Genomic DNA, 21,822 nt, shown 5'->3' on the forward strand with positions numbered 1-21,822 from the left:
AGGCTCATGATGTTGGAGCCCAGCCCCAGCGCCTTCATCGCCGCGAACGCGATCAGGATGCCGACGGGCAGCATGATGATCGCGACCAGGGCGCTGCGCAGATGCAGTAGGAAGACGATGCAGACCAGCGCGACGATGATGCTCTCCTCGATCAGCGTGCCCTTCAGCGTCTCGATCGCCCGCTCGATCAACCCGGAGCGGTCGTAGACCGGCACGATCTCAGCCCCGCCCGGCAGGCTCGCCGCGACCTCGGCAAGACGTGCCTTGGCGTGTTCGATCACGGAGAGCGCGTTGGCGCCGAAGCGTTGCAGGATGATACCGCTGGCGACCTCCCCCTCGCCGTTGAGTTCGGTGATGCCGCGCCGCTCATCCGGACCGAGTTCGACACGGGCGACGTCGGAGAGGCGCAGCGGCACGCCCCGATCGCTCTTCAGGACGATGTTCTCGATATCGGCGATCGACTTCAGGTAGCCGCGGCCGCGAACCATGAACTCGAACTCGCTAAGCTCGACCGTGCGTCCGCCGACGTCCATATTGCTGCTGCGGACCGCCTCGCGCAGCGTCGCGAGCGAGACGCCCTGGGCGCGCAGCCGCACGGGATCGACGATGATCGCGTATTGCTTGACGAAGCCGCCGACGCTGGCGACCTCGGCCACCCCCTCGGCACGAGAAGCCGCGAAGCGCACGACCCAGTCCTGGAGCGAGCGTAGTTCCGCCAGGGTCATGTTCTTGGCGAGGACCGCGTACTGGTAGACCCAGCCCACGCCGGTCGCATCGGGCCCGAGCGTGGGCGAGACGCCCGTCGGGAGACGCCGCGCGGCGGCATTGAGATATTCGAGCACGCGCGAGCGCGCCCAATAGGGATCGGTGCCGTCCTCGAAGATGACGTAGACGAAGGAGACGCCGAAGAAGGAGAAGCCGCGCACGACGCGCGCCTTCGGCACGGTCAGCATCGAGGTGGTCAGCGGATAGGTGACCTGGTCCTCGATCACCTGAGGTGCCTGGCCGGGGTACTCGGTGTAGACGATGACCTGGACATCGGAGAGGTCGGGGATCGCGTCGAGCGGCAGGGTCTTCAACGCATAAACACCCGCCGCCACAGCGAAGGCGGCGGCAACGAAGACGAGGATCAGGTTGCGCGCCGACCAGGCGATCAGGCGGGCGATCATGGCTTGGCCTCCGGCTGGGCGAAGCCGCCCAGGGCGGCCTTAAGGTTGCTCTCGGCATCGATCAGGAAGTTGGCCGAGACGACGACGCGATCGCCCTCGGCGACCCCCTCGGTGATCGCGACCCTGCCATCGCCGCGGCGGCCGAGCTTGACCTCGCGCGGCTCGAACCGACCCTCGCCCAGATCAAGAATGACGACCCGGCGCGAGCCGCTGTCGATCACGGCGCTGTCGGGAACCGCGAGCTGCGGAGCTGGGTCATCGGAGCCGATATCGACGTCGGCATACATGTTCGGCAGCAGCATGCCGTCGCGGTTGCCGATCTCGATGCGGACCTTTGCCGTGCGCGTCGCCTCGGCAATCTCCGGGTAGATCACGCTGACGCGTCCCTCGAAGGAACTCCCCGGACGGCCGCGCAATCGCACCGTGGCTGGCGCGCCGATGCCGACGGCCGCCAGTTGGCGTTCCGGAACATCGGCCAGAACCCAGATCGTCGAGATGTCGGCGAGCCGGAACAGACTGCCGCCGGCCGTCATCTTCATGCCGTCACTGACCGAACGTTCCAGCACGATGCCGTCGCGCGGCGCCGACCAGTTGATCGTCAGCGGCACCTTTCGGCTGCGCTCGATCTCGGCGATGACCTCCGGCGGGACGCCGAGGTTTTCGAGACGCTGCCTTGCGCCGCCTTCGGGCACGCCGCGCGCGGCGGCATTGAGCTCGGTGATGAACTGCGCGCCGGCGGTGCTGATCTCCGGCGAATAGATCCGCGCCAGTTTGGTCCCCTTCGTGACGCGGTCACCGGTCGTGATCGGAGCGACCTCCTGGACGAAGGCATCCGCCCGGATCGTCACGACCGAAACCCGTCGCTCGTCGAGTTGCACCACGCCGGGCACGTGAATCGTCTGGACGATGTTCTGACGCCGGACGGGTTCGGAGCGCACGCCGCTGCGCTGGATGCGCCCGGGCGAGAGCTTGATGACGCCGTCCTCGTTTCCCTCGCCTTCGTAGACGGGGAGATAGTCCATCCCCATCGAGTCCTTCTTCGGAACCGGCGACGTATCCGGGAGCCCCATGGGATTGCGGTAGTAGAGAACGCGCTTCGGGTCGGCCTGCGCCATCCGCTCCTCGCTCGGAGGCTTCACCTCGAAGCTGACGTCCTGGCTGGCGCGGACGGCCGTGAAGGGCCTGCCGTCATCGGTCTGGCGCGGCTGCGCCGAATAGACCGGCTTCCGGTCCGGATCCTGATAGTAGATGATCGGTCCGGTTCCGGCAGGCTCGTTTGCCGCGAGCGAACCTTCGATGCCGAGCCAATCACGCCAGCCGACCGCAAGGCCGCGATGTCCGGCCCAATAGCCCGCACCTCCCGCCGCCAGCATGGCGGCGAGAGCGAGGCCCGTGAGGGCGTTGGGTTTCATGGCAGGGCCTTGAGGATCAGCTTGTTTTCGAGCGTGCCGGTTTCGCCCTGGACCTTGGCGCCGAGCGAGAGCCGCCAACCGCCGGCCATCGTCAGGTTCGTCTTGAAGCGGTAGGTGCCCGACTCGGTCGACGGCATCGTCTCGATCGGCGAGGCCATCATCTCCATCCCGTCGGGTGCCATGTCGATGCGCTGGGCGAAGATCACCGCGTCCGGGACGGGCTTGCCCGAACGCTTGTCGATGAGCGTCACGGCGACGACGACGCCGTTGCCCTGCTTGATCTCGTTCTGCACGAGCCGGAACTCGTAATCCTTGATGTCCGCGAGCGCCGGGAGCGAAACGGCGGCGAGCGGAAGCGCTGCGGCAAGCACGCGCAACGTGTTGATGAGGGTCATGTTCGTAGTCCTGAGTGCATCAGGCTGCCGCACAGGCGCACAGCCTCGGACGTGGCGTTGGCCACGGCTCACCGTCCGCCCGGAAGTCCCGTGCGGACGAAGCCAGCGCGGTTCGCGCCGGCGATGCCTCAGCTTCGTGGAGGTCGCGCGGGTGGCTCGAACGGACGAGACTGACGCGTGGCCTCGTCTCCGGTCAGGCCGAGCTCGGCGACGAACGCCCTGGCGAGCGTGACGAACGACGTCGGCTCGCTGGCGAAGCACTTGGTCAGGCAGAAGCTCAGCGCCGGACAGTTGGTCGTGCAGTCCTTGGCCTTGTCGTGATCCGTCGGACAGCACGGCATGGCACCGTCCATCAGCATCGCCATTTCAACGGTATCGGCCCGCTCGAATCCGGCCCTCGCCGGGCTGACGAAGGCAGCCAACGTGGTGGCCGCGACGAACAGGGCCAGAATCAGACAATGCGCAACGAGCCGAAGCTTCATGACACCGAAAATGGCACAGCGCCCAAAACAGAGGAAGGAGGGAACTTTCAACAGTTCGTCATCGCAGGGCCTTCGACCGTCGTCGTTGCGGCTCGTCAATAACCGTCGAGGGCGTCCCGCGCCGCATTGTTACAGATTGTTTCAGACAGGAACTCCTCACAGTCGCACGCGTCTTCCCCGAGTAGCCCTTCAATGGAACCGCAACAGCTTCAGGGAGAACGATCGTGCACCAAACGTCCCCCGAGATGCAGGCATGCATTGACGAATGTTTGCGCTGCTACCAGGCCTGCCTGGGCATGAGCACCAACCATTGCCTCAAGCTCGGTGGCGACCATGCCAGCCCGGATCACATCCAATTGATGCTCGCCTGTGCCGAGACTTGTCGCGCCAGCGCCCAGGTCATGATCATCGGCTCGCGGCATCACAAGCATCTCTGCGCCGAGTGCGCCGATATCTGCGAGGACTGCGCCAACGAATGCGAACGGATCGGAGATATGGACGACTGCGTCCGGGCCTGTCGGCGGTGTGCCGAAAGTTGCCGGAAGATGGCGGCATAGCCGCTCGCCTCCTTATCCTAGGGAGAACTCACATGAGAAACCTCACAGTGATTGCCTGCCTTGCGGCATCGATCGTGACCGTGGCATTCGCCCAGCCAGCTCCCAAGCCCGATACGGGCCACGACATGCCCATGAAGATGATCATGCCGGATGCCTCGGACTCCGCGTCGACCAAGGAATACAAGGCGGCGATGATGCACATGATGCAGTCCATGCCGACGACCTTCACGGGCGATGCCGACGTCGATTTCATGACGCAGATGAAGGCTCACCACCAGGGCGCGATCGAGATGGCCAAGGTCGTACTCGCGAACGGCAAGGATCCATCGGTCAAAAAGCTGGCGGGTGAGATCGTCAGCAGTCAACAGCGCGAGGTCGAAACGATCGAGCAATGGCTGAAAGCCAAGGGCCAGTAGCCCCTGCTTCCTGCGGGCGCTGGCCACCTTCGTTCTCATCGCGACGGGTGTGGCGTCCGCTTTCACGCCCAGTGGAGACGGATATGCAAAACCACCACCGGGCCCACGGCAGCCCTTCCCAAGGCGGTCACGGCTCGCATGGCAGATCTTATCTGATGTTCTGGCTGAACATGATCCTCGGCCTGATCGTCATGTACGTCGTGATGTTCTCGATGATCGACGGCTGGCGCGACTTCCGGAACAATCTGAACATGTTCTACATGGCGGTCACGATGTGGGCGCCGATGGGCATCCTCATGCTGGCGACGATGCCGGGCATGTTCCCGAACAAGAGTGCCAACACCATTCACTACGTCGCCCTTGCGTTTCTCACCGTCGCATCGTTTTACGGAACGCGAAGCCAGACCCTGATCGACGATCGCCAGTTCGTCGACTCGATGATCCCGCATCACTCCGGCGCGATCCTCATGTGTCGTGAGGCGAAGCTCGCCAATCCGGATCTGAGGAGGTTGTGCGAGGCGATCACGAAGGCACAACGCGAGGAGATCCAGCAGATGGAGGCGATAAGAGGTCGGCTGTAGGACGCCCCAACGGCGAACTCGACCACGAGCTGGTGCTGGCCACGCTGGAGGAGAACCTCAAGCATGCCATCGAGATGCAGAAGAATCCCGACATGGAACACGACGATCCGAACGCCAAGCGGCTCGCGCCGAAGAAGACGGGCGAGATCGTCTGGGCCTTCACCAAGGCGGGCGAGTTCGACTTCTCCTGCCTGATCCCCGGCCATCGCGAAGCGGGCATGACCGGCAAGATCATCGTCAAGTAAGCGTCAGAGGAAAGGATCATCCCATGCTGAAGACCACCGCCACCCTCGCATTCCTGATGGTCGCGCTGCCGGCTGCCGCCCAGTCGGTCAATGGCACCGTCACCAAGGTCGACGAGGCCCAGGGCAAGCTCACCATCAACCACGGCGCCATCAAGAACCTCGACATGGATGCCATGACCATGGTGTTCCGCGCGGGCGATCCCGCCATGCTCAAAGGGCTGAAGGCCGGAGACAAGATCAAGTTCGACGCAGACCGCGTCAACGGCCAGATCACGGTCACCAAGCTTCAAAAGGCGAAGTGACCTAAACGGCCGATCCGGGTCACAGGCATTCACCGGTTTGCTTGCGCTGGATCGGCCCTTCGGGACACCTTGATGCGGCAAGTCTTGAGGTGGTTCACGGAGGTCGAGACCCGCCTCGATCGCGTCGATGGCTGGAGCCCCGGAGGCACGCGCTTGACCTTCCCATCATGGGAAGCCCCAACCTTGCCGCAGCTTATCGATGCCTGCCCGGAGAACCGTCATGACCGACACCCCAACCAGCAAGGACCATGGCCATCATCATGACCATGGCCTCCATGGGGGACATCATCATGAGCATGAGGGAGCAGCCGGGCAGGTGAAGGACCCGGTCTGCGGGATGACGGTCGACCCGCACGCGACCACGCACCGGGCGCAGTACGAGGGCAAGCCCTATTACTTCTGCTCCTCCGGCTGCCAGTCGAAATTCATGGCTGAGCCCGCCAAATACGTCGAGCCGGCGGCGGCCCGGAAGGCTGAACCCGTGCCGGAAGGCACGATCTACACCTGCCCGATGCATCCCCAGATCAGACAGGTGGGACCGGGTTCCTGCCCGATCTGCGGCATGGCGCTCGAACCCGTGCTCGCGACGGCGGAGACCGGTCCCAGCCACGAACTGATCGACATGACGCGCCGGTTCTGGATCGGACTCGCGCTTTCTCTGCCCGTGGTCGTGTTGGAAATGGGCGGGCACCTGACGGGTCTGGGCCACTATGTCGGCCAGCAGACCTCGAACTGGATCCAGATGCTGCTCGCGACTCCTGTCGTGCTGTGGGCAGGCTGGCCGTTCTTCGAGCGTGGCTGGCAGTCGCTGGTTTCGCGCAACCTCAACATGTTCACGCTCATCGCCATGGGCACGGGCGTGGCCTGGATCTACAGCATGGTGGCGACGCTGGCGCCCGGGATCTTCCCGGCCGCGTTCCGAGGCCATGACGGTTCGGTGGCCGTGTACTTCGAAGCGGCTTCCGTCATCACGGTTCTCGTCCTGCTCGGGCAGGTGCTCGAACTGCGGGCCCGGGAGAGCACCAGCGGGGCCATTCGCGCCCTGCTCGACCTCGCGCCCAAGACGGCCCGCAGGATCATGCCCGACGGCACCGAGCAGGAGGTCCAGCTCGACACCGTGCAGGTCGGCGACCGCCTGCGGGTGAGGCCGGGCGAGAAGGTTCCCGTCGATGGTGTCGTCGTCGAGGGGCGCAGCGCGGTCGACGAGTCGATGGTCACTGGCGAGTCGATGCCAGTCACCAAGGAAGTCGGCGCCGCGGCCATCGGGGGCACGATGAACCAGTCCGGCGGCCTCGTGATCGAGGCGCAGAAGGTTGGGCACGACACGATGCTGTCGCGGATCGTCCAACTGGTGGCGGAGGCCCAGCGCAGCCGCGCCCCGATCCAGCGATTGGCCGATCACGTCTCGGGCTACTTCGTGCCCGCGGTCATCGGCATTGCGGCACTCGCCTTCATCGCATGGGCGTTCTGGGGTCCCGAGCCGCGGTTTTCCTACGGCCTCGTTGCGGCCGTGGCGGTGCTCATCATCGCCTGTCCATGCGCGCTTGGTCTCGCCACGCCGATGTCGATCATGGTGGGGGTCGGCCGCGGCGCCCAGGCGGGCGTTCTGATCAAGAATGCCGAGGCCTTGGAACACATGGAGAAGGTCGACACCCTCGTGGTCGACAAGACCGGAACCCTCACGGAGGGCAAGCCATCCGTGACTGCCGTGGTTCCGGCTCCGGGCTTTGACGAAGCCGAAATCCTGCGCCTGGCAGCCAGCGTGGAGCGAGCGAGCGAACATCCGTTGGCGCTGGCCATCGTCGCGGCCGCCGACAAGCAAGGCATCGCCACTGCGCCGGTCGCCGATTTCGATTCGCCCACCGGCAAGGGAGCGCTGGGTACCGTCGAGGGACGGCGCGTCGTGCTCGGCAACGCGGCCTTCCTGACCGAGCATGGCATCGATCCCGCTCGCCTGGCGGACCAGGCGGACAAGTTGCGCGAGGACGGCGCCACGGTGATCTTCGCCGGAATCGGCGGGAAGGCGGCGGGTGCCATCGCCATTGCGGATCCGGTCAAGACTTCGACGCCGGAGGCGCTCGCCGGGCTCAGGGCGGAAGGCATCCGGGTCGTGATGCTCACCGGCGACAACTGGACGACCGCGAAGGCGGTCGCCAGGCGGCTCGGAATCGACGAGGTCGAGGCCGAGGTCCTGCCCGACCAGAAGAGTGCCGTGGTCCAGCGTTACAAGGCGGACGGCAGGGTGGTCGCCATGGCGGGCGACGGCGTCAACGACGCGCCGGCGCTGGCGGCGGCGGATGTCGGCATCGCCATGGGCACGGGCACCGACGTGGCGATGGAAAGTGCGGGCGTGACCCTGCTGAAAGGTGACCTGACCGGAATCGTGCGGGCGCGACGGCTGTCGCAGGCCGTGATGCGCAACATCCGTCAGAACCTGTTCTTCGCCTTCATCTACAACGCGCTCGGCGTGCCGGTGGCGGCGGGAGTGCTCTTCCCGTTCTTCGGCATCCTGCTGTCGCCGATCATCGCGGCGGCCGCGATGGCCCTGTCGTCGGTCAGCGTGATCGGCAACGCGATCCGCCTGCGCACGGTACGACTGTAGTTGCCGGGCCGGGCAGTTCCATCGGGAGCCGCCCGGTCCGTCCGGCTGTTTGATGCAGCGCAAGGTTTCGGTCCGCCAACCGGGTAGACTTCCTGCAATGAAGAGGCGTCGCAAAAAAGCTCTGTCTCCGCTGATGGCCATGCTCCTCGCGGTCGCCGCGATGGTTCTCGTGGTCGGTCGCATGGCGACGCCTGCCTTTTCGGCGCCCGGTCCTGCCACGCACCTGTCCTTGGTCATGGAGCATGGGCACGTCGACCCGGCGGCGGCCTCCATCCATCACGGCCGAAACGCGGATCAAGACAGCGCCGAGGGAACGGCGGGCGGCCCTTCCTGTGACCAGGACTGTCTCGGCGCTTCCTCGAGCTGCCTCGTCGTGCCCCCGGCGATGATCCGTGCCGGTGCCCCTTTCCCGGGATGGCCCGAACCCATCTGCCTCCAGCCCGGGAATGACCTGATGCTGGCCGGGGCAATCCCGGAGGTGCGATTCAAACCGCCAAAATCCATCGCGTAACCCAACCGAATCCCGACCCCGCCGCTTCCGTGATGTCGCGGCCTGCGTGGGCACCGGGACCCAGTTCAATTCGAATTTCGGAAGGACAATGCGATGTTCGCACGCAGAACCCAGATTGCACTCGCCCTCGTCACATCCCTTGGTGCCGCCGGCGCCCGGGCCGACACGATCGTCGTCGCCAACGAGAACGGGCAGAGCCTCTCCATCATCGACTCCCAGACCTCGAAAACCACCACGGCGGCGATTCCGATCTCGCCGCACAACGTCGACGTCACCGCCGATGGCCGCCTCATCCTGGCGACCGGCATGCCTGCGGCACAGTCCGGCAGCCATGCGGCTCACGGCTCCGCGGGCGGGCAGCTCATTCTCATGGACGTCGCTGGCGACGCGCCCGGCGCGCCGCAGGTCGTGACCGTGGGAGGGCATCCGGCGCATGTCGTCCCCGACGCACAAGGGCATTTCGCCTACCTGACCGACGCCGAAACCAACTCGGTGGTGGTGGTCGATATCCCGGGGCGTAGGGTAACCGGTCGCATCCCCGTGCAGAACTACCCGCATGGACTGCGCCTATCGCCGGACGGCAACCTGCTCGCGGTCGCCAACATGAAGAGCGACACGGTCTCGTTGGTGGATACGCGCAATCCGGAGAAGGCCATGCATATCTCCGTCGGAAAGCGGCCGGTCCAGGTCGCGTTCGACCGGAGCGGCCGCATCCTCGTGGTCTCGCTCAACGGCGAGGACAAGGTCGCCATCATCGACGTCGACGCTCGCAAGGTGCTGCGGAAGGCCTCCGTCGGAAACGGACCCGTGCAGGTCTACGTTACGCCGGACGGCAAGGCCGCCCTGGTCGCGAACCAGGGCTCGGCGGCGAAGCCGGACAACCGGGTGTCGGTCGTCGCGCTCGAGGACGGCAAGCTGATCCGGAACGTGACGGTCGGCAAGGGAGCGCACGGCATCGTCATCGCTCGCGACGGTCGCACGGCCTACGTCACGAACACCTACGCCAACACCATCTCCGCGATCGATCTCGGCAGCCTCTCGGCCGGGAAGGCCTATCCGGTGGGCAAGGGGCCGAACGGCATCGCCGCCCGCTAGGTGTCAGGAAGCGGGAGCAGACCGGGTGGGCGGAACGAGCCTTTCCGGTACCTCGCTTGATTTCGCTCAAGGCGCCATTCGCAAGCAAGGTCCAAGATCGGCACGCTCCGCACCGGGAGAGATCGACATGCCCACCACACCGACTCCTGCCCCCGAGTCGCCACGAACCTGGCGGACCCTGCTGATCAACACGCCCCTGGGTTGGGTCTGCTCGCTCGCGTTGGCCGCTCTCGGCATCTACCTCCTCGCGAACCACGGCGGCCACATCGTGACCGCACTGCCCTACCTCCTGCTGCTGGCCTGCCCCCTGATGCATCTGTTCATGCACGGCGGCCACGGCCACCACGACAAGCGGGAGTGACCGCCCAAGGCCGGGCCGTCTGCGGCCCGGCCGGGAACATTGGGGCCCTTGCGGCCCCGGGACCAATGGCTGCGCCCGACGAAAACCTGATCGGCGCTGCCTGCGGCCATTCCGCGAAAGCTGCGCCGACGCCGTTCTTGCCCTTTTTGACCGCTCAAAGGAGACACCGCCATGAAGATGTCCGTTCTCGCGACCGTCCTGGTTACCCTTGCCGGGCCCGCGCTGGCCCAGGCGCCGACTTCCAGTGACCCGCACCATCCAGGTAAAGCCCCCAAGGCGCAGGCCCAATCCACGGCGCCGGGAAAACCTCAGGCGATGCCCGGCCAATCCGGAATGCCGATGCCTATGGGCCAGATGATGCAGGGTCAAGGCATGCTCGGCGGCAGCCAAGGGATGATGGGCCAATTCTCGGCGGAGGATATGAGTGCCTTCGCCGAAGCCCATATCGCGTCCATCCATGCCGGGCTGAGGCTGACCGCCGACCAGGAAAAGCTATGGCCCCCTGTCGAAACCGCGCTCCGGAACCTGGCGACCCTCCACCTCAGCCATATGCAGGCCATGCGCCAGACAGGAGGGATGACGGCAAACGATCCGGTGAACATGCTGCGCACCATGGCCGACCATATGAGCCAGGGATCCGACGCCATGCGCAAGCTCGCGGACGCTGCCGCGCCGCTCCACGCGACCCTCGACGAGGCCCAAAAGCGGCGGCTGCCGGCACTCGTCCGGATGGGCAGCCGAGGCATGATGGGGCAAGGCATGATGGGTCGGGGAATGATGGGACCCGGCGGCGCCATGATGCCCGGATCCGACGGCTCTGACGACGACACCGCGAACAAGCATTGATACGCCACCCCGGATGGAGCCTGGCTCGCAACGAGGTCCTGCTCCGAACCGATGAAAGCGGGCGGACACGGGGTTGGCGCCTCGCAAGGGCATCCTCGAAAGGTACGTGCCGTCGCGACATCGGCGCGTCGTGATGAAACGCCGCTTGACCTTGCCATAATGGGAAGGTGCAGGCTGCTCTCAACGTCGATGAGAAACGGAGATCATTCCATGTGCGGATGCAACAACCACTCCTCCCGGCCGGATCAGGCGGCCGAACGTGATCCGAATGCCCTGACCTTGCGGGTCGAGGACATGACCTGCGGTCACTGCGCTGGCACGATCAAGAACGCGATCGAGACGGGCCTGCCCGGCACGCAGGTCGAAGCCGATCCGGCTTCCAAGTTGGTGTCCGTCCGCGGGAGCAGCGACCTGGCATCCATCAAGGCTCTCGTCGCCAAGGCCGGCTATACCCCGGTCGCAGCCTGAAGGAGATGCTCATGCTCAACCGCCGCAGCTTCCTCGCCGTTCTCGGAACCTCTGGGGCCGCGATGATGGCCGGACGAGCCTTTGCGCAGGCCAACCTGCCGAAGGTGATCGTGACCAAGGATCCGAACTGCGGCTGCTGCGGTGGCTGGGTGGAGCACATGAAGGCCGCCGGCTTCCCCGTCGAGGTCGTCACATCCTCCGACGTCGACCAAGTGAAGCTCCGCCTCGGCGTGCCGGGCGACCTTGCCTCCTGTCACACGGCGGAGGTGTCCGGTTACGTCGTCGAGGGTCATGTGCCGGCTGACGCCGTCAAGCGCCTCCTGGCCGAGAAGCCGCAGGCTCGCGGCCTCGCCGTTCGGGGAATGCCGATGGGTTCTCCCGGCATGGAGGTCGTCGGCAAGGCGCCGGACAGCTACGAGGTCGTCCTGTTCGGATCGTCGGGCCGGACAAGCTTCGCGCGCTACCGCGGCGTGAACCGCGTCTGATCCGGGTCGCATCGGCGCTTTGCCGAGGCAGTGCCTGATTTCGGGTTGGCCAATGGAGCGGTTTTCCGACCACGAGACTGCCAGCGCGGTTCCAGCAGCGGTCAGACCCGTGGTCTGATGCCGAACCGGATGGCATGATGGCGCGGAAAATAGCGCGAAAGCGAAGCATGCCTCTCCAGACGACCCCGCCCGAATACCTCGAATGGCTACGCAACCTGAAGGGCGAGATCCAGCAGGCCCGGCATCGTGCTGCCCTCGCCGTCAACAGCGAACTGATCCTGCTTTACTGGCGGATTGGGCGAGAGATTCTCGAGCGCCAGGCCACCCATGGCTGGGGTGCCCGCGTCATCGATCAACTCGCCGCCGATCTTCATTCGGAGTTCCCGGACGTCAAAGGGTTCTCCCCTAGAAATCTGAAATATATGAGGAAATTCGCCCAGGAATGGGGAGATTCCGCAATTGTGCAACAGGTTGTTGCACAATTGCCTTGGGGCCAGAACGTTCTGCTTCTCGACAGCGTCCCCGACGAAGCGCAGCGGCTCTGGTACGCACGAGCGGCGGTCGAGCACGGCTGGAGCCGCAATATCCTTAAGCACCAAATTGAAACGAAGCTCTATGATCGCCAAGGTCGCGCGATCACGAACTTCACATCGACCATGACGTCTCCCGGCCGATGCCGATCAATCTGTTCAAGGATCCCTACGTTCTCGACTTCGTCGAGATTGCAGGCGATGCGCACGAACGACATCTCGAGAAGACACTGATCGATCGCATCAAGGATCTTCTGCTCGAACTCGGGAAGGGCTTCTCCTTCATGGGAAGCCAGTATCATCTCGATATTGGAGGCCAGGACTACTACCTCGATCTCCTTTTCTACCACACCAAGCTTCACAGCCACGTTGTCATCGACCTGAAGATGGGCGAGTTCGAACCGGAGTTCGCCGGGAAGATGAACTTTTACCTGGCGGGGGTCGACGACAAGCTGCGGACCGAAGGCGATAGCCCCAGCATCGGGCTGATCCTTTGCCGGGGGAAGAACGGCCTCGTCGTGGAATATGCACTGCGGGGCGTGAACAAGCCGATGGCCGTATCGGAGTACACGGTGCTGCCGCCGGAAATTGCGAGAGCACTCCCAAGCCCGGATGTGCTCGTGGCGGGGTTGGAAGATCACCTCAATATCCACGATGAACCGGATGATGGTGATGGCTCCGGCGGGGGAATGTCAGGCGGACCTCGATAGGTGCCTATGAGGCGCTGGCCAGTTCCCGCCTCTCCTCTTCCGGGAAAGATCAACATCTCGCCCTGCCTCGCTTCCCCAGATCGAGCGATTGCCGTGGCCCGCTATGCGGAATGCGATCGGTCGCTTTGGATCCAGAGGATGCCGCCGAGCAGGACGTTCATGAGTTCAACCCCGAGAAGCAGGTCAACTGCCCGGCCCGGGCGTTCGCGGAATTCAAGAGCCTCAATGCAAGGTCGGAGCTTGAGAAAGCCGCAGCCGACTTCGATTACTTCGCATCCAGGCTGCCGCCGATTTAGGTGGCTGCTTTTTCTTGATGCGTCTCCACGATGAAGGCCGCCAGGGCTCCGGCCATGTTGACTGCAAGGCTGGCATGGCGCTGCGAGGGTTTCACTGGAATCTTGCCGCCGCGGCCGTGCGAATCCGACAGCCTGTTCCGCAGAGTGCCGAGGCCGTTGACCAAATTCATGGCGCTGCCAAGGATCGCCTTGATCGGTGCCTCAGTGTGCTGGTCAGGCGCTAGATTTAGTGAGGTGGCCACCGCCTTGTACAGATCCGGCAGATCCGCCCGATCGTCATAGGTCTCATTCCGCTCGTCGAGCACGCGCTTGCAGACCGTCTCCAGCAGAGTTCGGGCCATGGTGATCGCGCCCTCGGGATCCGTTGTTCGCCGCGCCAAGGCTTTGGTCCAGACCGTATGCACGCCATCGCTGTCGAAAGTCGACAACGCATCACCAGCGACGACATCGAGGGGCGCACGGTTCGCTCCTTCGAGGTGATCGATGATCGGGGTGAAGGCGTCGTTGAGGTGCTTTCGCCGCCCCTTATAACCCGCGATCTCGCCGAGCTCTCCCCAGAGGGACGCGAGGGTCCGGTTCGTCCGCACCATCTCCGGCAACAAGGCTTTGAGCTGGTCGTCCTGCATAAATTCGCTGCGCAAGGCCGAATACATCGGCTCGTCGCGTTCGCCGCCGGTGCAGCTCTCCCGCATGACGTTCTCAAGAAGCCGAGCACGCTCCAGCCAACTGTCAGGCATATCGTAAAAAGTCATCGGTTAGCCATTCAGTTCGCCCAGGCGCGCTCAAGCAATGCTCAAGGTCCGTGATAATACGAAATCAGCGGCGGATGTTCGGGATCGTCCTCCGTCATCAGCCGATCGACGAAATCCAACGCGCTTTCTGGCGACGGCTCGACCAGCGCCTGATCGATAATCACTATCTGATGATTCAGCAGGTCCGTCTCGGCGATCCGATAAAGGTATTTGTAGAAGGCCGCCACCAGCTCGGGATTGATGTCCGGAGTGATGTTCTTGAGCGGAGTGTCGATGATGAGCAGCGAGGGCACCGGCATGCCCTTGATCGCCGCCGTTCGGTGGAGAGCCAAGGCGAAACAGATCGTGAAAAGAGTCTTCTTTCCCCCGCTGCCGGCCGTGAAAAAGCTATAGGCGGCCGTTTCGTCGCCTTCGGGCCAGATCTCCGGGATCAGCGTCCTGCGGTTGATGTTGACGGTGTCCTTGGGTCCCACCCCAGGAACATGCGTCGCGATCAACGCTTCGAGGAAGTTTGCGCCCAACGCGCTGAAATTCTCATCGGCCTTGCTGAGCCGCATCTGCTCCTGTCGGATCTCACGTTCCAGCCGCGAAATAACCTCGGACAGCTTGTCGGCTTCGGCGAGCATTTCGGTAACGGCGCCGGGCATAGCCTTGACCCGGTTGAGAAACCTTATGCGTTCTTCAATTTCAGCAACCTCACGTTCCGCTTGCCGCGAACGGGCAGCGCGATCCGTCTCGTAGCCGCTCAATAACTCCGACACGTCGCGGTCCAGCCGGTCCTTGTCTTCTACGAGCTTTACGATCCGCTCCAACTGCCGCTTGCGTGCGATGGCGTGCCGACGAATCGCCTGTTCGATGTCCGTAAGCCTAGCTTCCAGATCGCTGCTGATGCTCGCGGGATTGATCTCATCGCTGCTCGGAAGCACGACCTGAAGGCACAGATAGCAACTTCCCTCCGTGGCCCGATGAACCGCGAGGGGCTGGCCGCATTGCGGGCAATTTTCGAATGCGCTTCCGGATAGAACGGACCGAGCTCGATCTGCACGCGCCACCTTGAACTTCATGGACATGAGTTCAGCGCGGAGTTCTCTCTGCTCCTGGACCCGGCGATCGAGATCTTCCAAGGTCTCCTTGTCAAACGGCGCGCAATATTGCCCCCCGATCGGCGTCCAATCTTGACCCCTTGATGAGCTGATACGGTGAGGAGGCGGCGCGGCGAAGCTGGTCGGGTTTGCGCAGCCGCGCCGGCTCCGGGTCGCTGGCGGCGCGTGGCTCAGAGCCTGTTCTTGAAGCGCCAGCTCTCGTTGCCGGTCTCGACGATGTCGCAGTGGTGGGTCAGCCGGTCGAGGAGCGCGGTGGTCATCTTGGCGTCGCCGAAGACGGAGGGCCATTCGCCGAAGGCGAGGTTGGTGGTGACGATGACGGAGCTCTGTTCGTAAAGCCTGCTGATCAGGTGGAACAGCAACTGGCCGCCGGATTGGGCGAAGGGCAGATAGCCGAGTTCGTCGAGGACGATGAAGTCCATGCGCGAGAGATAGTCGGCCATGCGACCCTGCCTGCCGGCGCGTGCCTCAGCCTCGAGCTTGTTGACGAGATCGACGACGTTGAAGAAACGCCCCCGTGCGCCGGCACGGATGCAAGCGCGGGCGATCGCGATGGCGAGATGAGTCTTGCCGGTCCCCGTGCCGCCGACGAGGACGACATTGCGCTGATGGGCGATGAAGTTGCCGCCGGCCAGGTCGCGGACGAGCGTCTCGTTGAGCGGCGTGCCGTCGAAGACGAAGTCGCCGACATCCTTGGCGAGCGGCAGCTTGGCGATGGTGATCTGGTACTTGATCGAGCGCGCCTGCTTCTCGGCGATCTCGGCTGCGAGCAGGTCGCCGACGATGCGCTGGGGCTCGTGCTGGCGCTTCACCGCCGTGGTGATGATCTCGTCGAAGGCGGCCTTCATGCCATAGAGCTTGAGCTCGCCCATGGTGGCGAGAATCTCCGAGCGTTCCATCACACGGCTCTCCTGAGGCTGTCGTAGCGGGCGCAATCGGCGGCGGGCTCATGGCGCAGGCGCAGCGCATCGGGCGTCATGATGGTGATCGCGGCTGCCGGCTCCCGGCGCCGGGCCAGGATGTTGAGAATGACGTCGGCCGAATGCACGCCCTGCTTCAATGCCTCGGCGCAGGCGGCTTCGACCGCCGGCAAGCCGTCGCTCAGCACCGCGGTCAGGATATCGACCATCTGCCGGTCACCATCCTGCGCCGGCGCCAACTTCCGACGCACCCGGTCGAGTGCAGCCGGAAGGATCCAGTCCTTGAAGGGCGCTCCATTGCGCAGGGCGCCCGGCTTGCGGGCCAGCACCGGAACATAGTGCCAGGGATCGAAGGTCGTCTGATCGCGGCCGTAGGACCGGGCGTGCTCCCCGACGATGCGACCGTCCTGACGCAGCTCGATCCGGTCGGCATAGGCGCGGATCTCGACGGGCCGGCCGATCGCGCTGGCTGCGACCGAGTACCTGTTGTTGTCGAAGCGGACCAGGCAGGTCTTCGACACCGCTGCCGGCAACGCATGGAAGCCGTCGAAGCGCCCGACATAGGGAACGAGACTCGGCCGCTCGGCTTCGAAGGCTTCCCAGATCGTGACGTCGCGTCGCTCGGGATGGCGATGCGCCTTGGCATAGCTGATCACCTGATCCATCAGCCAGGCGTTCAGCTCGTCATAGTTCTTGACCCTGAGCCTGGGCGCGAAGAAGCGCTCGCGCACGAGGCCGACCTGGTTCTCGACCTGACCCTTCTCCCAGCCAGAGGCCGGCGTGCAGGCGACGGGGTCGACCAGGTAGTGGCTGCACATCTGCAGGAAGCGCCGGTTATAGGCCCGCTCCTTGCCGACGAAGATGGTCTCCACCGCCGTCTTCATGTTGTCGTAGATGCCGCGCGTGCAGGCGCCCTTGAAGAAGGCGAAGCCCCGGTCGTGGGCGTCGAAGACCATCTCCTGGCTCTCGCGGGGATAGGCCCGTACGAACAGCATGCGCGAATGACAGAGCCGCAGATGGGCGACCTTCACCTTGGTCGTCGCGCCGTTGATGACGACGATCTCGTGGCTCCAGTCGAACTGGTAGGCTTCACCGGGCGCGAAGCTCAGCGGGACATAGGCATCGGCGGTGACCGCCGACTGCTCGCGGCGCCAACCCCGCGCGTAGCGGCGAACGGCATCATAGCTGCCCTCGTAACCGCGGCCACGCAGCTCCTCGAAGATCCGGATCAGCGTCAGCCGCTCACGCGCCGGCTTGTTCTCGTTGGCCATCAGCAGCCGGTCCAGATCCGGGCGCCAGGGCCCGATCTTCGGCTGCGGCTGAACCGTCCGCTCGTACTCGAACGACGTCGCGCCCGAGCGCAGCACCTTGCGCACCGTGTTCCGTGAGACGTGAAGCTCGCGGACAATCTCCTTGATCGTCTTGCCCCGGACCGAAAACTCGCGCCGGATCCGCGCAATCGTATCCACGCCCTTCATCCCCCGCCCGCCCGTCTGAAACCAAACGGGCAGTCTCACCGAAACCGGCTCAAGGGGGTCAAAGTTCGACGCCGATCCCCCGCCTTATGGAGTGCGCCCCTGCGGGTAGACAGGATCAGGCTGCGGTTTTGACCGTGAGCCGGGCGTGTTGATCCTCGAACTGCTGCGGACTGAGATAGCCGAGCGCGGAGTGCAGTCGGCTGGCGTTGTAGACCTGATCGATGAAGCGCGGAAGGTCGGCGGCGACATCCTCGAACGTCTCATAGGCCATCGGGTAGACGGCCTCGACCTTGAGCGTTTTCATGAAGCTCTCGGCCTTGGCGTTATCGTATGGATTGCCGCGGCGCCCCATCGATCCGACGAGACCATGTTCGGCGAGGGCCTGCCGGTAGCGCCCGGCCGCGTATTGCGAGCCGCGGTCCGTGTGGTGGATACAGCCGGGGGGCGGTCCCCGCTTTTCAATGGCTGTGCGCAGGGCGGCCAGCGTCAGCCTGACGTCGATCGAGCGGCCGATGGCGTAGCCGACAACCTTGCGCGACCAGGCATCGAGGATGACAGCGACATAGACGAAGCCGATGGTGATCGCGACATAGGTGATGTCGGCCACCCAGAGCTGGTTCGGCCCGTCAGGGACGATATCTCTCGCCAGGTTCGGGAAGATCGGCAACTCGTGATCGCCATCGGTGGTGGCGATGTAGCGCCGACGCCGTCGAGGCTGGAGGCCGTGCTCGCGCATCAGCCGTCTGATCTTCTTGTGATTGACGATCAGGCCACGATGCCGCAGCGCTGCCTGCATCCGGCGATAGCCATACGCCTCGAAGCTCTCGGAGATCGCCGCCATGGTCTCGACGAGCGCAGTGTCGTCGATGCAGACGGCCGGCTTGTCGTAGTAGGTCGAGCGCGAAATCCCCATCAGCCGGCATCCTTCTGCGACAGAGATGCCGCGGGGCCGGTGACGACGGATGTAGTCGCGCTTCTCGGCCGCGGTCCGTGCTTCAGAGCCCCCTTTAGAAACTCGATCTCCAGGGCCTGCCTGCCGACGAGCCGCTCCAGCGCGGCGATGCGCGCCTCATAGGCTTCGATCGTATCGACGGCGACGGCCTCTTCGTCGAAGGCGCCACCCTCGAACTTCTGAATCCAGATGCGGATCAGGTTGCGCGACAGGTCATGTCGACGGGCGAGGCTGTGGAGCGTCTCGCCAGCCAGGTAATCCTGCGCCACCTGGCGCTTGAACTCGATGCTGTGGGTGCGGTGTCGGGCCATGGGCTTTCATCCTTCGAAAGCCCGACTCCCCGGTCAATTCCCTGTCGTCACACTGTCCGCCTCAAGGGGCGCAATCCATTACGGGGTCAAACTTGCACGCCGAAACACATCCGGGTCTCCACCAACGGGCAGACCACCGAAAACCAAATTCAGGAAATTGAGGCGGCCGGCTTTCGGGTCGAGCCACACCGGGTAATTTCCGAGACCATTTCGGGGAGCGTGGCAATTTCCGCCCGTCCAGGCTTTACCCGCCTGCTGGATCGACTGGAGCGAGGCGATATCCTGATCGTCACGAAGATGGATCGGCTCGGTCGAAATGCGATCGACGTCAGCTCCACGGTGCACAAGCTCGAGGAGTTGGGCGTCCGCGTTCACTGCCTGGCCCTCGGAGGCGTCGACCTCGCGAGCCCGGCCGGGAAGATGACCATGAACGTCATCAATGCCGTCGCGCAATTCGAACGAGATCTTCTCATCGAGCGGACAAACGCCGGCCTGCGCCGCGCGAAGTCGGAGGGAAGGAAGCTCGGAAGGCCGACCGCCCTCTCCTCCTCTCAGCGCACCGAGATCAAATCGGCCCTAGACGATGGCCAGAAGGTCGCGCCGTTGGCCAAGCGCTTCGATGTCAGTCGGCAGACCATCATGCGGATTCGCGATGAGGTGCACGAGGTCAAGGTGAGAGCCCTACAGCAGGCTCTCATTGTCGGGGAGCAGTCCGCCAATTCTCGCTAGGGCGTCCGCGCCGCGAGTGCCTCCCGTCGACGAGGAACCACGTGGCGATCACCCGGAACTCAGGCGGGGCGGCTCTGGGGGCGATATCTCCGCATCAGTGAAGAGGTTTGGAAACAGCCTTTCGCGATAGTCGAGTGGAAACGCAATGCGGACCGGCGTTTTTGGCGACGGAGACCTTAAAAATCCAGCCTTGAGCAAGTCGGCCATGGTGTTGCGGGCGGTTCTCTCCGATGTTTTCAGCGCAAGGTGCGCGTCACCCCTATCCAGGGAGCCGTGCTTTAGGATGACACCTATCAGATCCGGCGCACGCTTATCGTCGAGGACATCGCGCACCAGCATCCGGAAGCGGGTTTCAAGCCGCTCGATGTCAAACATGAAGGCGGAAAATCGAATCTGGTCGAGTACGACCGAGAGGAACCATTCGCAATAATCCTTCAGCGCAGCGGCCGACAGATTTCCTCTACCATCGAGATCGCCGCGGCGCGGGCTGTCTGCGTGGTCCATCATCCTCTTGTATTCGCCGCGATCTCTTAGTCCTCGCGCCAACCCCCGAGAAATGGACCAGAGGCCAAAGCCCCCGATTCCCGCACGCTGTGCCATGGCATGCGACATCAGGCGGCTGACGCGACCGTTTCCGTCGGGAAATGGATGGATGTAGTTCAGGCGGTGGTGAGCGGAGGCAATGGCGATGATCCTGGTGCTGGGCCAGTTCTCGGCTGCGCCAAATCGCTTTGCGAAGTGCTCCATGAATGGCTGGACCTGGGACGAAGAGGGTGGAAGATGTCTCCCCACCTCGACGTCGTCGGCAGCCTTCTGACGAAACTCCCCCGGAACGATTTCCGCCAGAATCCCGTCCGGCCGCTTAATGAACCTAAACTCTTCGGGCATCTCGTCGTAGAATGCGCGATGCGACCAGCGTAGGAAATCTACGGACGTTGGGCTTGATAGGGTCCCTTTTAGGTGCATTTCGTCGATCTCGCGTTGCACCATCACGTGGGCCTTGGCCTCAAGTGCAAGCGGGCGAGTCTCCGGCTCCAGCTCGGCGCCGGCAAGGGCACGCTCGATGTCTTTCGGCCGGGTGTTGTGCCCTTCAATCAGATTCGAGTAGTAGGAATTCATCATGCGAACGAGGTCGGCGAGCTCGGCTGCGGACTCGGGATGAAGCCCTCGGCCAAGATTTCCCGCTTCCCTTTGAATCTCGATGGATAGGTCCGCGAGAACCTGTGGGATCTGATCTTCGAAGAAGACAGGCTCAATGCGACTGGGAGTTTCGATCATTTTTGCCGGATCCGCTCGGGAAGAATATTGTTTGAAACAATACCCTTACGGCGCAGAAGGGCAATCATTTGCCGATCTTGGTTGCCGATGTTCGCTTCCGATCGTGGCGCCTGTCGCGCTGCCCTGTGCGTTGTCTGCCGCCCCGGGATTGCGTGCATAACAGAAAAGGAACATAAAGAGAACAAACTTGACGACGGCTGGGGCGACCAGGGAGCTAAACCATGCCAGAAGTCCAGATTGCAGGCGGCCAGGGATTGCCACCGGAGCCCGGCCCCGGACAGCTGTCCGTGAATTGCTCGACGTGGTCCATCTTCGACGAGGGCGACGCTTTCGGTCGCCAGTGGATCATTCGCGGGCTGCGAGGTGCTAACGACATCATCACGGTCGAAATCCACGTCAGCGCCGAGAGCATCGTCACGATGGTTGTGGAGCCAGGGGTTGAGGCTGGCGCCGTTGTCAACGGCGGTCGGATTCCAGGCCAGCGTGGCGGAGTAAAAGCAGGCCACTGGCGTTGGGGAGCGGCGGATATGGCGAGGGCCCCCCCCCGGGGGCCCCCCCGATCTCGCCCCCCGGGGTGGGCCGGGCGGGGGCGTCCCCGGCTTGGGGGCGGCGTCCGCGGCGGGGGGCCGGGGGTTGTCCCCCCGCCGGGGGGGGGGGGGGGCGGGGGGGAGGCGGCGCCGGGGGGGGGGGGGAGGGGGGGGTGGGCGGGGGGGGGGGGCGGGCGGGGGGGCGGCGCGGGGGGGGCGTGGTGGCGGGGCGGGGGGCGTGTGGCGGGGGGGGGGGGGGGGCGGGCAGGCGGCGGGCAGGGATGACGCTGGCCGAGCTCAAGACGGCGT

Annotated in this window: 26 protein-coding genes and 1 pseudogene; 16 read left to right on the forward strand and 11 right to left on the reverse strand. The window is 64.3% G+C overall.

Going from position 1 to position 21,822, the window contains the following annotated elements; translation table 11 throughout:
• From AE618_RS02715 to AE618_RS02730, 4 genes are all read right to left on the reverse strand, one after another.
• Window positions 1–1,169 (reverse strand): efflux RND transporter permease subunit (locus AE618_RS02715; protein ID WP_197280661.1); only part of this gene is annotated, 1,169 nt, incomplete at its 3' end.
• Window positions 1,166–2,581, reverse strand: a complete 1,416-nt coding sequence (locus AE618_RS02720) for an efflux RND transporter periplasmic adaptor subunit (RefSeq protein ID WP_054207529.1) — start codon at window positions 2,579–2,581, stop codon at window positions 1,166–1,168. The genes AE618_RS02720 and AE618_RS02715, both read right to left, overlap by 4 nt.
• A complete protein-coding gene (locus tag AE618_RS02725) occupies window positions 2,578–2,976 on the reverse strand; it encodes a FixH family protein (RefSeq protein WP_054207530.1) in 399 nt (132 codons plus the stop codon). Before AE618_RS02725 ends, AE618_RS02720 begins: the two co-directional genes overlap by 4 nt.
• A 128-nt stretch (window positions 2,977–3,104) precedes the next feature.
• Window positions 3,105–3,509, reverse strand: a complete 405-nt coding sequence (locus AE618_RS02730) for a hypothetical protein (RefSeq protein ID WP_054207531.1) — start codon at window positions 3,507–3,509, stop codon at window positions 3,105–3,107.
• A gap of 173 nt (window positions 3,510–3,682) precedes the next feature.
• On the opposite strand from AE618_RS02730, the gene AE618_RS28730 reads away from it, so the two are divergent.
• The 15 genes and pseudogenes from AE618_RS28730 (at window position 3,683) to AE618_RS02800 (ending at window position 13,463) form a co-directional block, all read left to right on the forward strand.
• Window positions 3,683–4,015 (forward strand): four-helix bundle copper-binding protein, encoded by a 333-nt coding sequence (locus AE618_RS28730; RefSeq protein WP_054207532.1) that lies wholly within the window; start codon window positions 3,683–3,685, stop codon window positions 4,013–4,015.
• A 32-nt stretch (window positions 4,016–4,047) separates the two neighbouring features.
• On the forward strand, window positions 4,048–4,431 hold the full coding sequence (copM, locus tag AE618_RS02740; RefSeq protein ID WP_067255015.1) for a CopM family metallochaperone: 384 nt from the start codon (window positions 4,048–4,050) through the stop codon (window positions 4,429–4,431).
• Window positions 4,432–4,514: 83 nt separating this feature from the next.
• On the forward strand, window positions 4,515–5,012 hold the full coding sequence (locus AE618_RS02745; protein ID WP_054207534.1) for a DUF305 domain-containing protein: 498 nt from the start codon (window positions 4,515–4,517) through the stop codon (window positions 5,010–5,012).
• A gap of 2 nt (window positions 5,013–5,014) precedes the next feature.
• Window positions 5,015–5,257: pseudogene (locus tag AE618_RS02750) on the forward strand (cupredoxin domain-containing protein); the annotation flags it as partial.
• Between the two features lie 23 nt (window positions 5,258–5,280).
• Complete coding sequence (locus AE618_RS02755; protein ID WP_054207535.1) at window positions 5,281–5,559, forward strand: copper-binding protein; 279 nt, start codon at window positions 5,281–5,283, stop codon at window positions 5,557–5,559.
• A gap of 220 nt (window positions 5,560–5,779) precedes the next feature.
• Window positions 5,780–8,161 (forward strand): heavy metal translocating P-type ATPase, encoded by a 2,382-nt coding sequence (locus tag AE618_RS02760; protein WP_054207536.1) that lies wholly within the window; start codon window positions 5,780–5,782, stop codon window positions 8,159–8,161.
• A 133-nt stretch (window positions 8,162–8,294) separates the two neighbouring features.
• Entirely contained in the window at window positions 8,295–8,672 is a 378-nt protein-coding gene (locus AE618_RS28365) for a hypothetical protein (RefSeq protein WP_047575055.1), read from the forward strand.
• Between the two features lie 93 nt (window positions 8,673–8,765).
• Window positions 8,766–9,767 (forward strand): beta-propeller fold lactonase family protein, encoded by a 1,002-nt coding sequence (locus AE618_RS02770; RefSeq protein ID WP_054207537.1) that lies wholly within the window; start codon window positions 8,766–8,768, stop codon window positions 9,765–9,767.
• Window positions 9,768–9,894: 127 nt separating this feature from the next.
• Complete coding sequence (locus tag AE618_RS02775; protein WP_067255018.1) at window positions 9,895–10,128, forward strand: DUF2933 domain-containing protein; 234 nt, start codon at window positions 9,895–9,897, stop codon at window positions 10,126–10,128.
• 171 nt (window positions 10,129–10,299) lie between these two features.
• Entirely contained in the window at window positions 10,300–10,974 is a 675-nt protein-coding gene (locus AE618_RS02780) for a Spy/CpxP family protein refolding chaperone (RefSeq protein ID WP_054207538.1), read from the forward strand.
• A 210-nt stretch (window positions 10,975–11,184) separates the two neighbouring features.
• On the forward strand, window positions 11,185–11,442 hold the full coding sequence (locus AE618_RS02785; protein WP_047579395.1) for a heavy-metal-associated domain-containing protein: 258 nt from the start codon (window positions 11,185–11,187) through the stop codon (window positions 11,440–11,442).
• Between the two features lie 5 nt (window positions 11,443–11,447).
• A complete protein-coding gene (locus AE618_RS02790) occupies window positions 11,448–11,927 on the forward strand; it encodes a DUF411 domain-containing protein (protein ID WP_047579394.1) in 480 nt (159 codons plus the stop codon).
• Window positions 11,928–12,094: 167 nt separating this feature from the next.
• On the forward strand, window positions 12,095–12,691 hold the full coding sequence (locus AE618_RS28370; RefSeq protein ID WP_197064359.1) for a DUF1016 N-terminal domain-containing protein: 597 nt from the start codon (window positions 12,095–12,097) through the stop codon (window positions 12,689–12,691).
• A complete protein-coding gene (locus AE618_RS28375; protein WP_197064358.1) occupies window positions 12,601–13,167 on the forward strand; it encodes a DUF1016 domain-containing protein in 567 nt (188 codons plus the stop codon). The genes AE618_RS28370 and AE618_RS28375 overlap by 91 nt, the downstream gene beginning before the upstream one ends.
• A 110-nt stretch (window positions 13,168–13,277) precedes the next feature.
• Complete coding sequence (locus AE618_RS02800; RefSeq protein ID WP_047579392.1) at window positions 13,278–13,463, forward strand: DarT1-associated NADAR antitoxin family protein; 186 nt, start codon at window positions 13,278–13,280, stop codon at window positions 13,461–13,463.
• Here the strand turns inward: AE618_RS02800 and AE618_RS02805 are convergent.
• From AE618_RS02805 to AE618_RS02830, 6 genes are all read right to left on the reverse strand, one after another.
• Window positions 13,460–14,215 (reverse strand): abortive infection family protein, encoded by a 756-nt coding sequence (locus AE618_RS02805; protein ID WP_054207539.1) that lies wholly within the window; start codon window positions 14,213–14,215, stop codon window positions 13,460–13,462. The genes AE618_RS02800 and AE618_RS02805 overlap by 4 nt on opposite strands.
• Window positions 14,216–14,256: 41 nt before the next feature.
• Window positions 14,257–15,339 carry a hypothetical protein gene (locus AE618_RS27760; RefSeq protein WP_156330066.1) on the reverse strand — a complete coding sequence of 361 codons (1,083 nt, stop codon included), beginning with the start codon at window positions 15,337–15,339 and terminating at the stop codon, window positions 14,257–14,259.
• A gap of 149 nt (window positions 15,340–15,488) precedes the next feature.
• On the reverse strand, window positions 15,489–16,217 hold the full coding sequence (istB, locus tag AE618_RS02815; protein WP_054207541.1) for an IS21-like element helper ATPase IstB: 729 nt from the start codon (window positions 16,215–16,217) through the stop codon (window positions 15,489–15,491).
• Window positions 16,217–17,716 carry an IS21 family transposase gene (gene istA, locus AE618_RS02820; protein WP_054207542.1) on the reverse strand — a complete coding sequence of 500 codons (1,500 nt, stop codon included), beginning with the start codon at window positions 17,714–17,716 and terminating at the stop codon, window positions 16,217–16,219. Before istA ends, istB begins: the two co-directional genes overlap by 1 nt.
• Before the next feature lie 115 nt (window positions 17,717–17,831).
• Window positions 17,832–18,680 carry an IS3 family transposase gene (locus tag AE618_RS02825; RefSeq protein ID WP_156330067.1) on the reverse strand — a complete coding sequence of 283 codons (849 nt, stop codon included), beginning with the start codon at window positions 18,678–18,680 and terminating at the stop codon, window positions 17,832–17,834.
• Complete coding sequence (locus tag AE618_RS02830) at window positions 18,629–18,979, reverse strand: transposase (RefSeq protein ID WP_054207544.1); 351 nt, start codon at window positions 18,977–18,979, stop codon at window positions 18,629–18,631. The genes AE618_RS02825 and AE618_RS02830 overlap by 52 nt, the downstream gene beginning before the upstream one ends.
• A 108-nt stretch (window positions 18,980–19,087) precedes the next feature.
• Between AE618_RS02830 and AE618_RS02835 the strand changes: the two genes are divergently transcribed.
• Window positions 19,088–19,708 (forward strand): recombinase family protein, encoded by a 621-nt coding sequence (locus tag AE618_RS02835; RefSeq protein ID WP_054207546.1) that lies wholly within the window; start codon window positions 19,088–19,090, stop codon window positions 19,706–19,708.
• A 48-nt stretch (window positions 19,709–19,756) separates the two neighbouring features.
• On the opposite strand, the gene AE618_RS02840 is transcribed toward AE618_RS02835, so the two are convergent.
• Entirely contained in the window at window positions 19,757–20,986 is a 1,230-nt protein-coding gene (locus AE618_RS02840) for a Fic family protein (protein ID WP_054207545.1), read from the reverse strand.
• Between the last annotated feature and the right edge of the window lie 836 nt (window positions 20,987–21,822).

It is taken from the genome of Allobosea vaviloviae (genome assembly GCF_001298265.1).
GTDB classification, from domain to species: domain Bacteria; phylum Pseudomonadota; class Alphaproteobacteria; order Rhizobiales; family Beijerinckiaceae; genus Allobosea; species Allobosea vaviloviae_B.

Bases quoted from the DNA above. Each gene is read 5' to 3' on its own strand.
- AE618_RS02720 (WP_054207529.1), bottom strand. From the start codon at position 2,581: ATGAAACCCAACGCCCTCACGGGCCTCGCTCTCGCCGCCATGCTGGCG.
- AE618_RS02725 (WP_054207530.1), bottom strand. From the start codon at position 2,976: ATGACCCTCATCAACACGTTGCGCGTGCTTGCCGCAGCGCTTCCGCTC.
- copM (WP_067255015.1), top strand. From the start codon at position 4,048: ATGAGAAACCTCACAGTGATTGCCTGCCTTGCGGCATCGATCGTGACC.
- AE618_RS02745 (WP_054207534.1), top strand. From the start codon at position 4,515: ATGCAAAACCACCACCGGGCCCACGGCAGCCCTTCCCAAGGCGGTCAC.
- AE618_RS02755 (WP_054207535.1), top strand. From the start codon at position 5,281: ATGCTGAAGACCACCGCCACCCTCGCATTCCTGATGGTCGCGCTGCCG.
- AE618_RS02760 (WP_054207536.1), top strand. From the start codon at position 5,780: ATGACCGACACCCCAACCAGCAAGGACCATGGCCATCATCATGACCAT.
- AE618_RS28365 (WP_047575055.1), top strand. From the start codon at position 8,295: ATGGCCATGCTCCTCGCGGTCGCCGCGATGGTTCTCGTGGTCGGTCGC.
- AE618_RS02770 (WP_054207537.1), top strand. From the start codon at position 8,766: ATGTTCGCACGCAGAACCCAGATTGCACTCGCCCTCGTCACATCCCTT.
- AE618_RS02775 (WP_067255018.1), top strand. From the start codon at position 9,895: ATGCCCACCACACCGACTCCTGCCCCCGAGTCGCCACGAACCTGGCGG.
- AE618_RS02780 (WP_054207538.1), top strand. From the start codon at position 10,300: ATGAAGATGTCCGTTCTCGCGACCGTCCTGGTTACCCTTGCCGGGCCC.
- AE618_RS02785 (WP_047579395.1), top strand. From the start codon at position 11,185: ATGTGCGGATGCAACAACCACTCCTCCCGGCCGGATCAGGCGGCCGAA.
- AE618_RS02790 (WP_047579394.1), top strand. From the start codon at position 11,448: ATGCTCATGCTCAACCGCCGCAGCTTCCTCGCCGTTCTCGGAACCTCT.
- AE618_RS28370 (WP_197064359.1), top strand. From the start codon at position 12,095: ATGCCTCTCCAGACGACCCCGCCCGAATACCTCGAATGGCTACGCAAC.
- AE618_RS28375 (WP_197064358.1), top strand. From the start codon at position 12,601: ATGCCGATCAATCTGTTCAAGGATCCCTACGTTCTCGACTTCGTCGAG.
- AE618_RS02800 (WP_047579392.1), top strand. From the start codon at position 13,278: ATGCGATCGGTCGCTTTGGATCCAGAGGATGCCGCCGAGCAGGACGTT.
- AE618_RS02805 (WP_054207539.1), bottom strand. From the start codon at position 14,215: ATGACTTTTTACGATATGCCTGACAGTTGGCTGGAGCGTGCTCGGCTT.
- istB (WP_054207541.1), bottom strand. From the start codon at position 16,217: ATGGAACGCTCGGAGATTCTCGCCACCATGGGCGAGCTCAAGCTCTAT.
- istA (WP_054207542.1), bottom strand. From the start codon at position 17,716: ATGAAGGGCGTGGATACGATTGCGCGGATCCGGCGCGAGTTTTCGGTC.
- AE618_RS02830 (WP_054207544.1), bottom strand. From the start codon at position 18,979: ATGGCCCGACACCGCACCCACAGCATCGAGTTCAAGCGCCAGGTGGCG.
- AE618_RS02840 (WP_054207545.1), bottom strand. From the start codon at position 20,986: ATGATCGAAACTCCCAGTCGCATTGAGCCTGTCTTCTTCGAAGATCAG.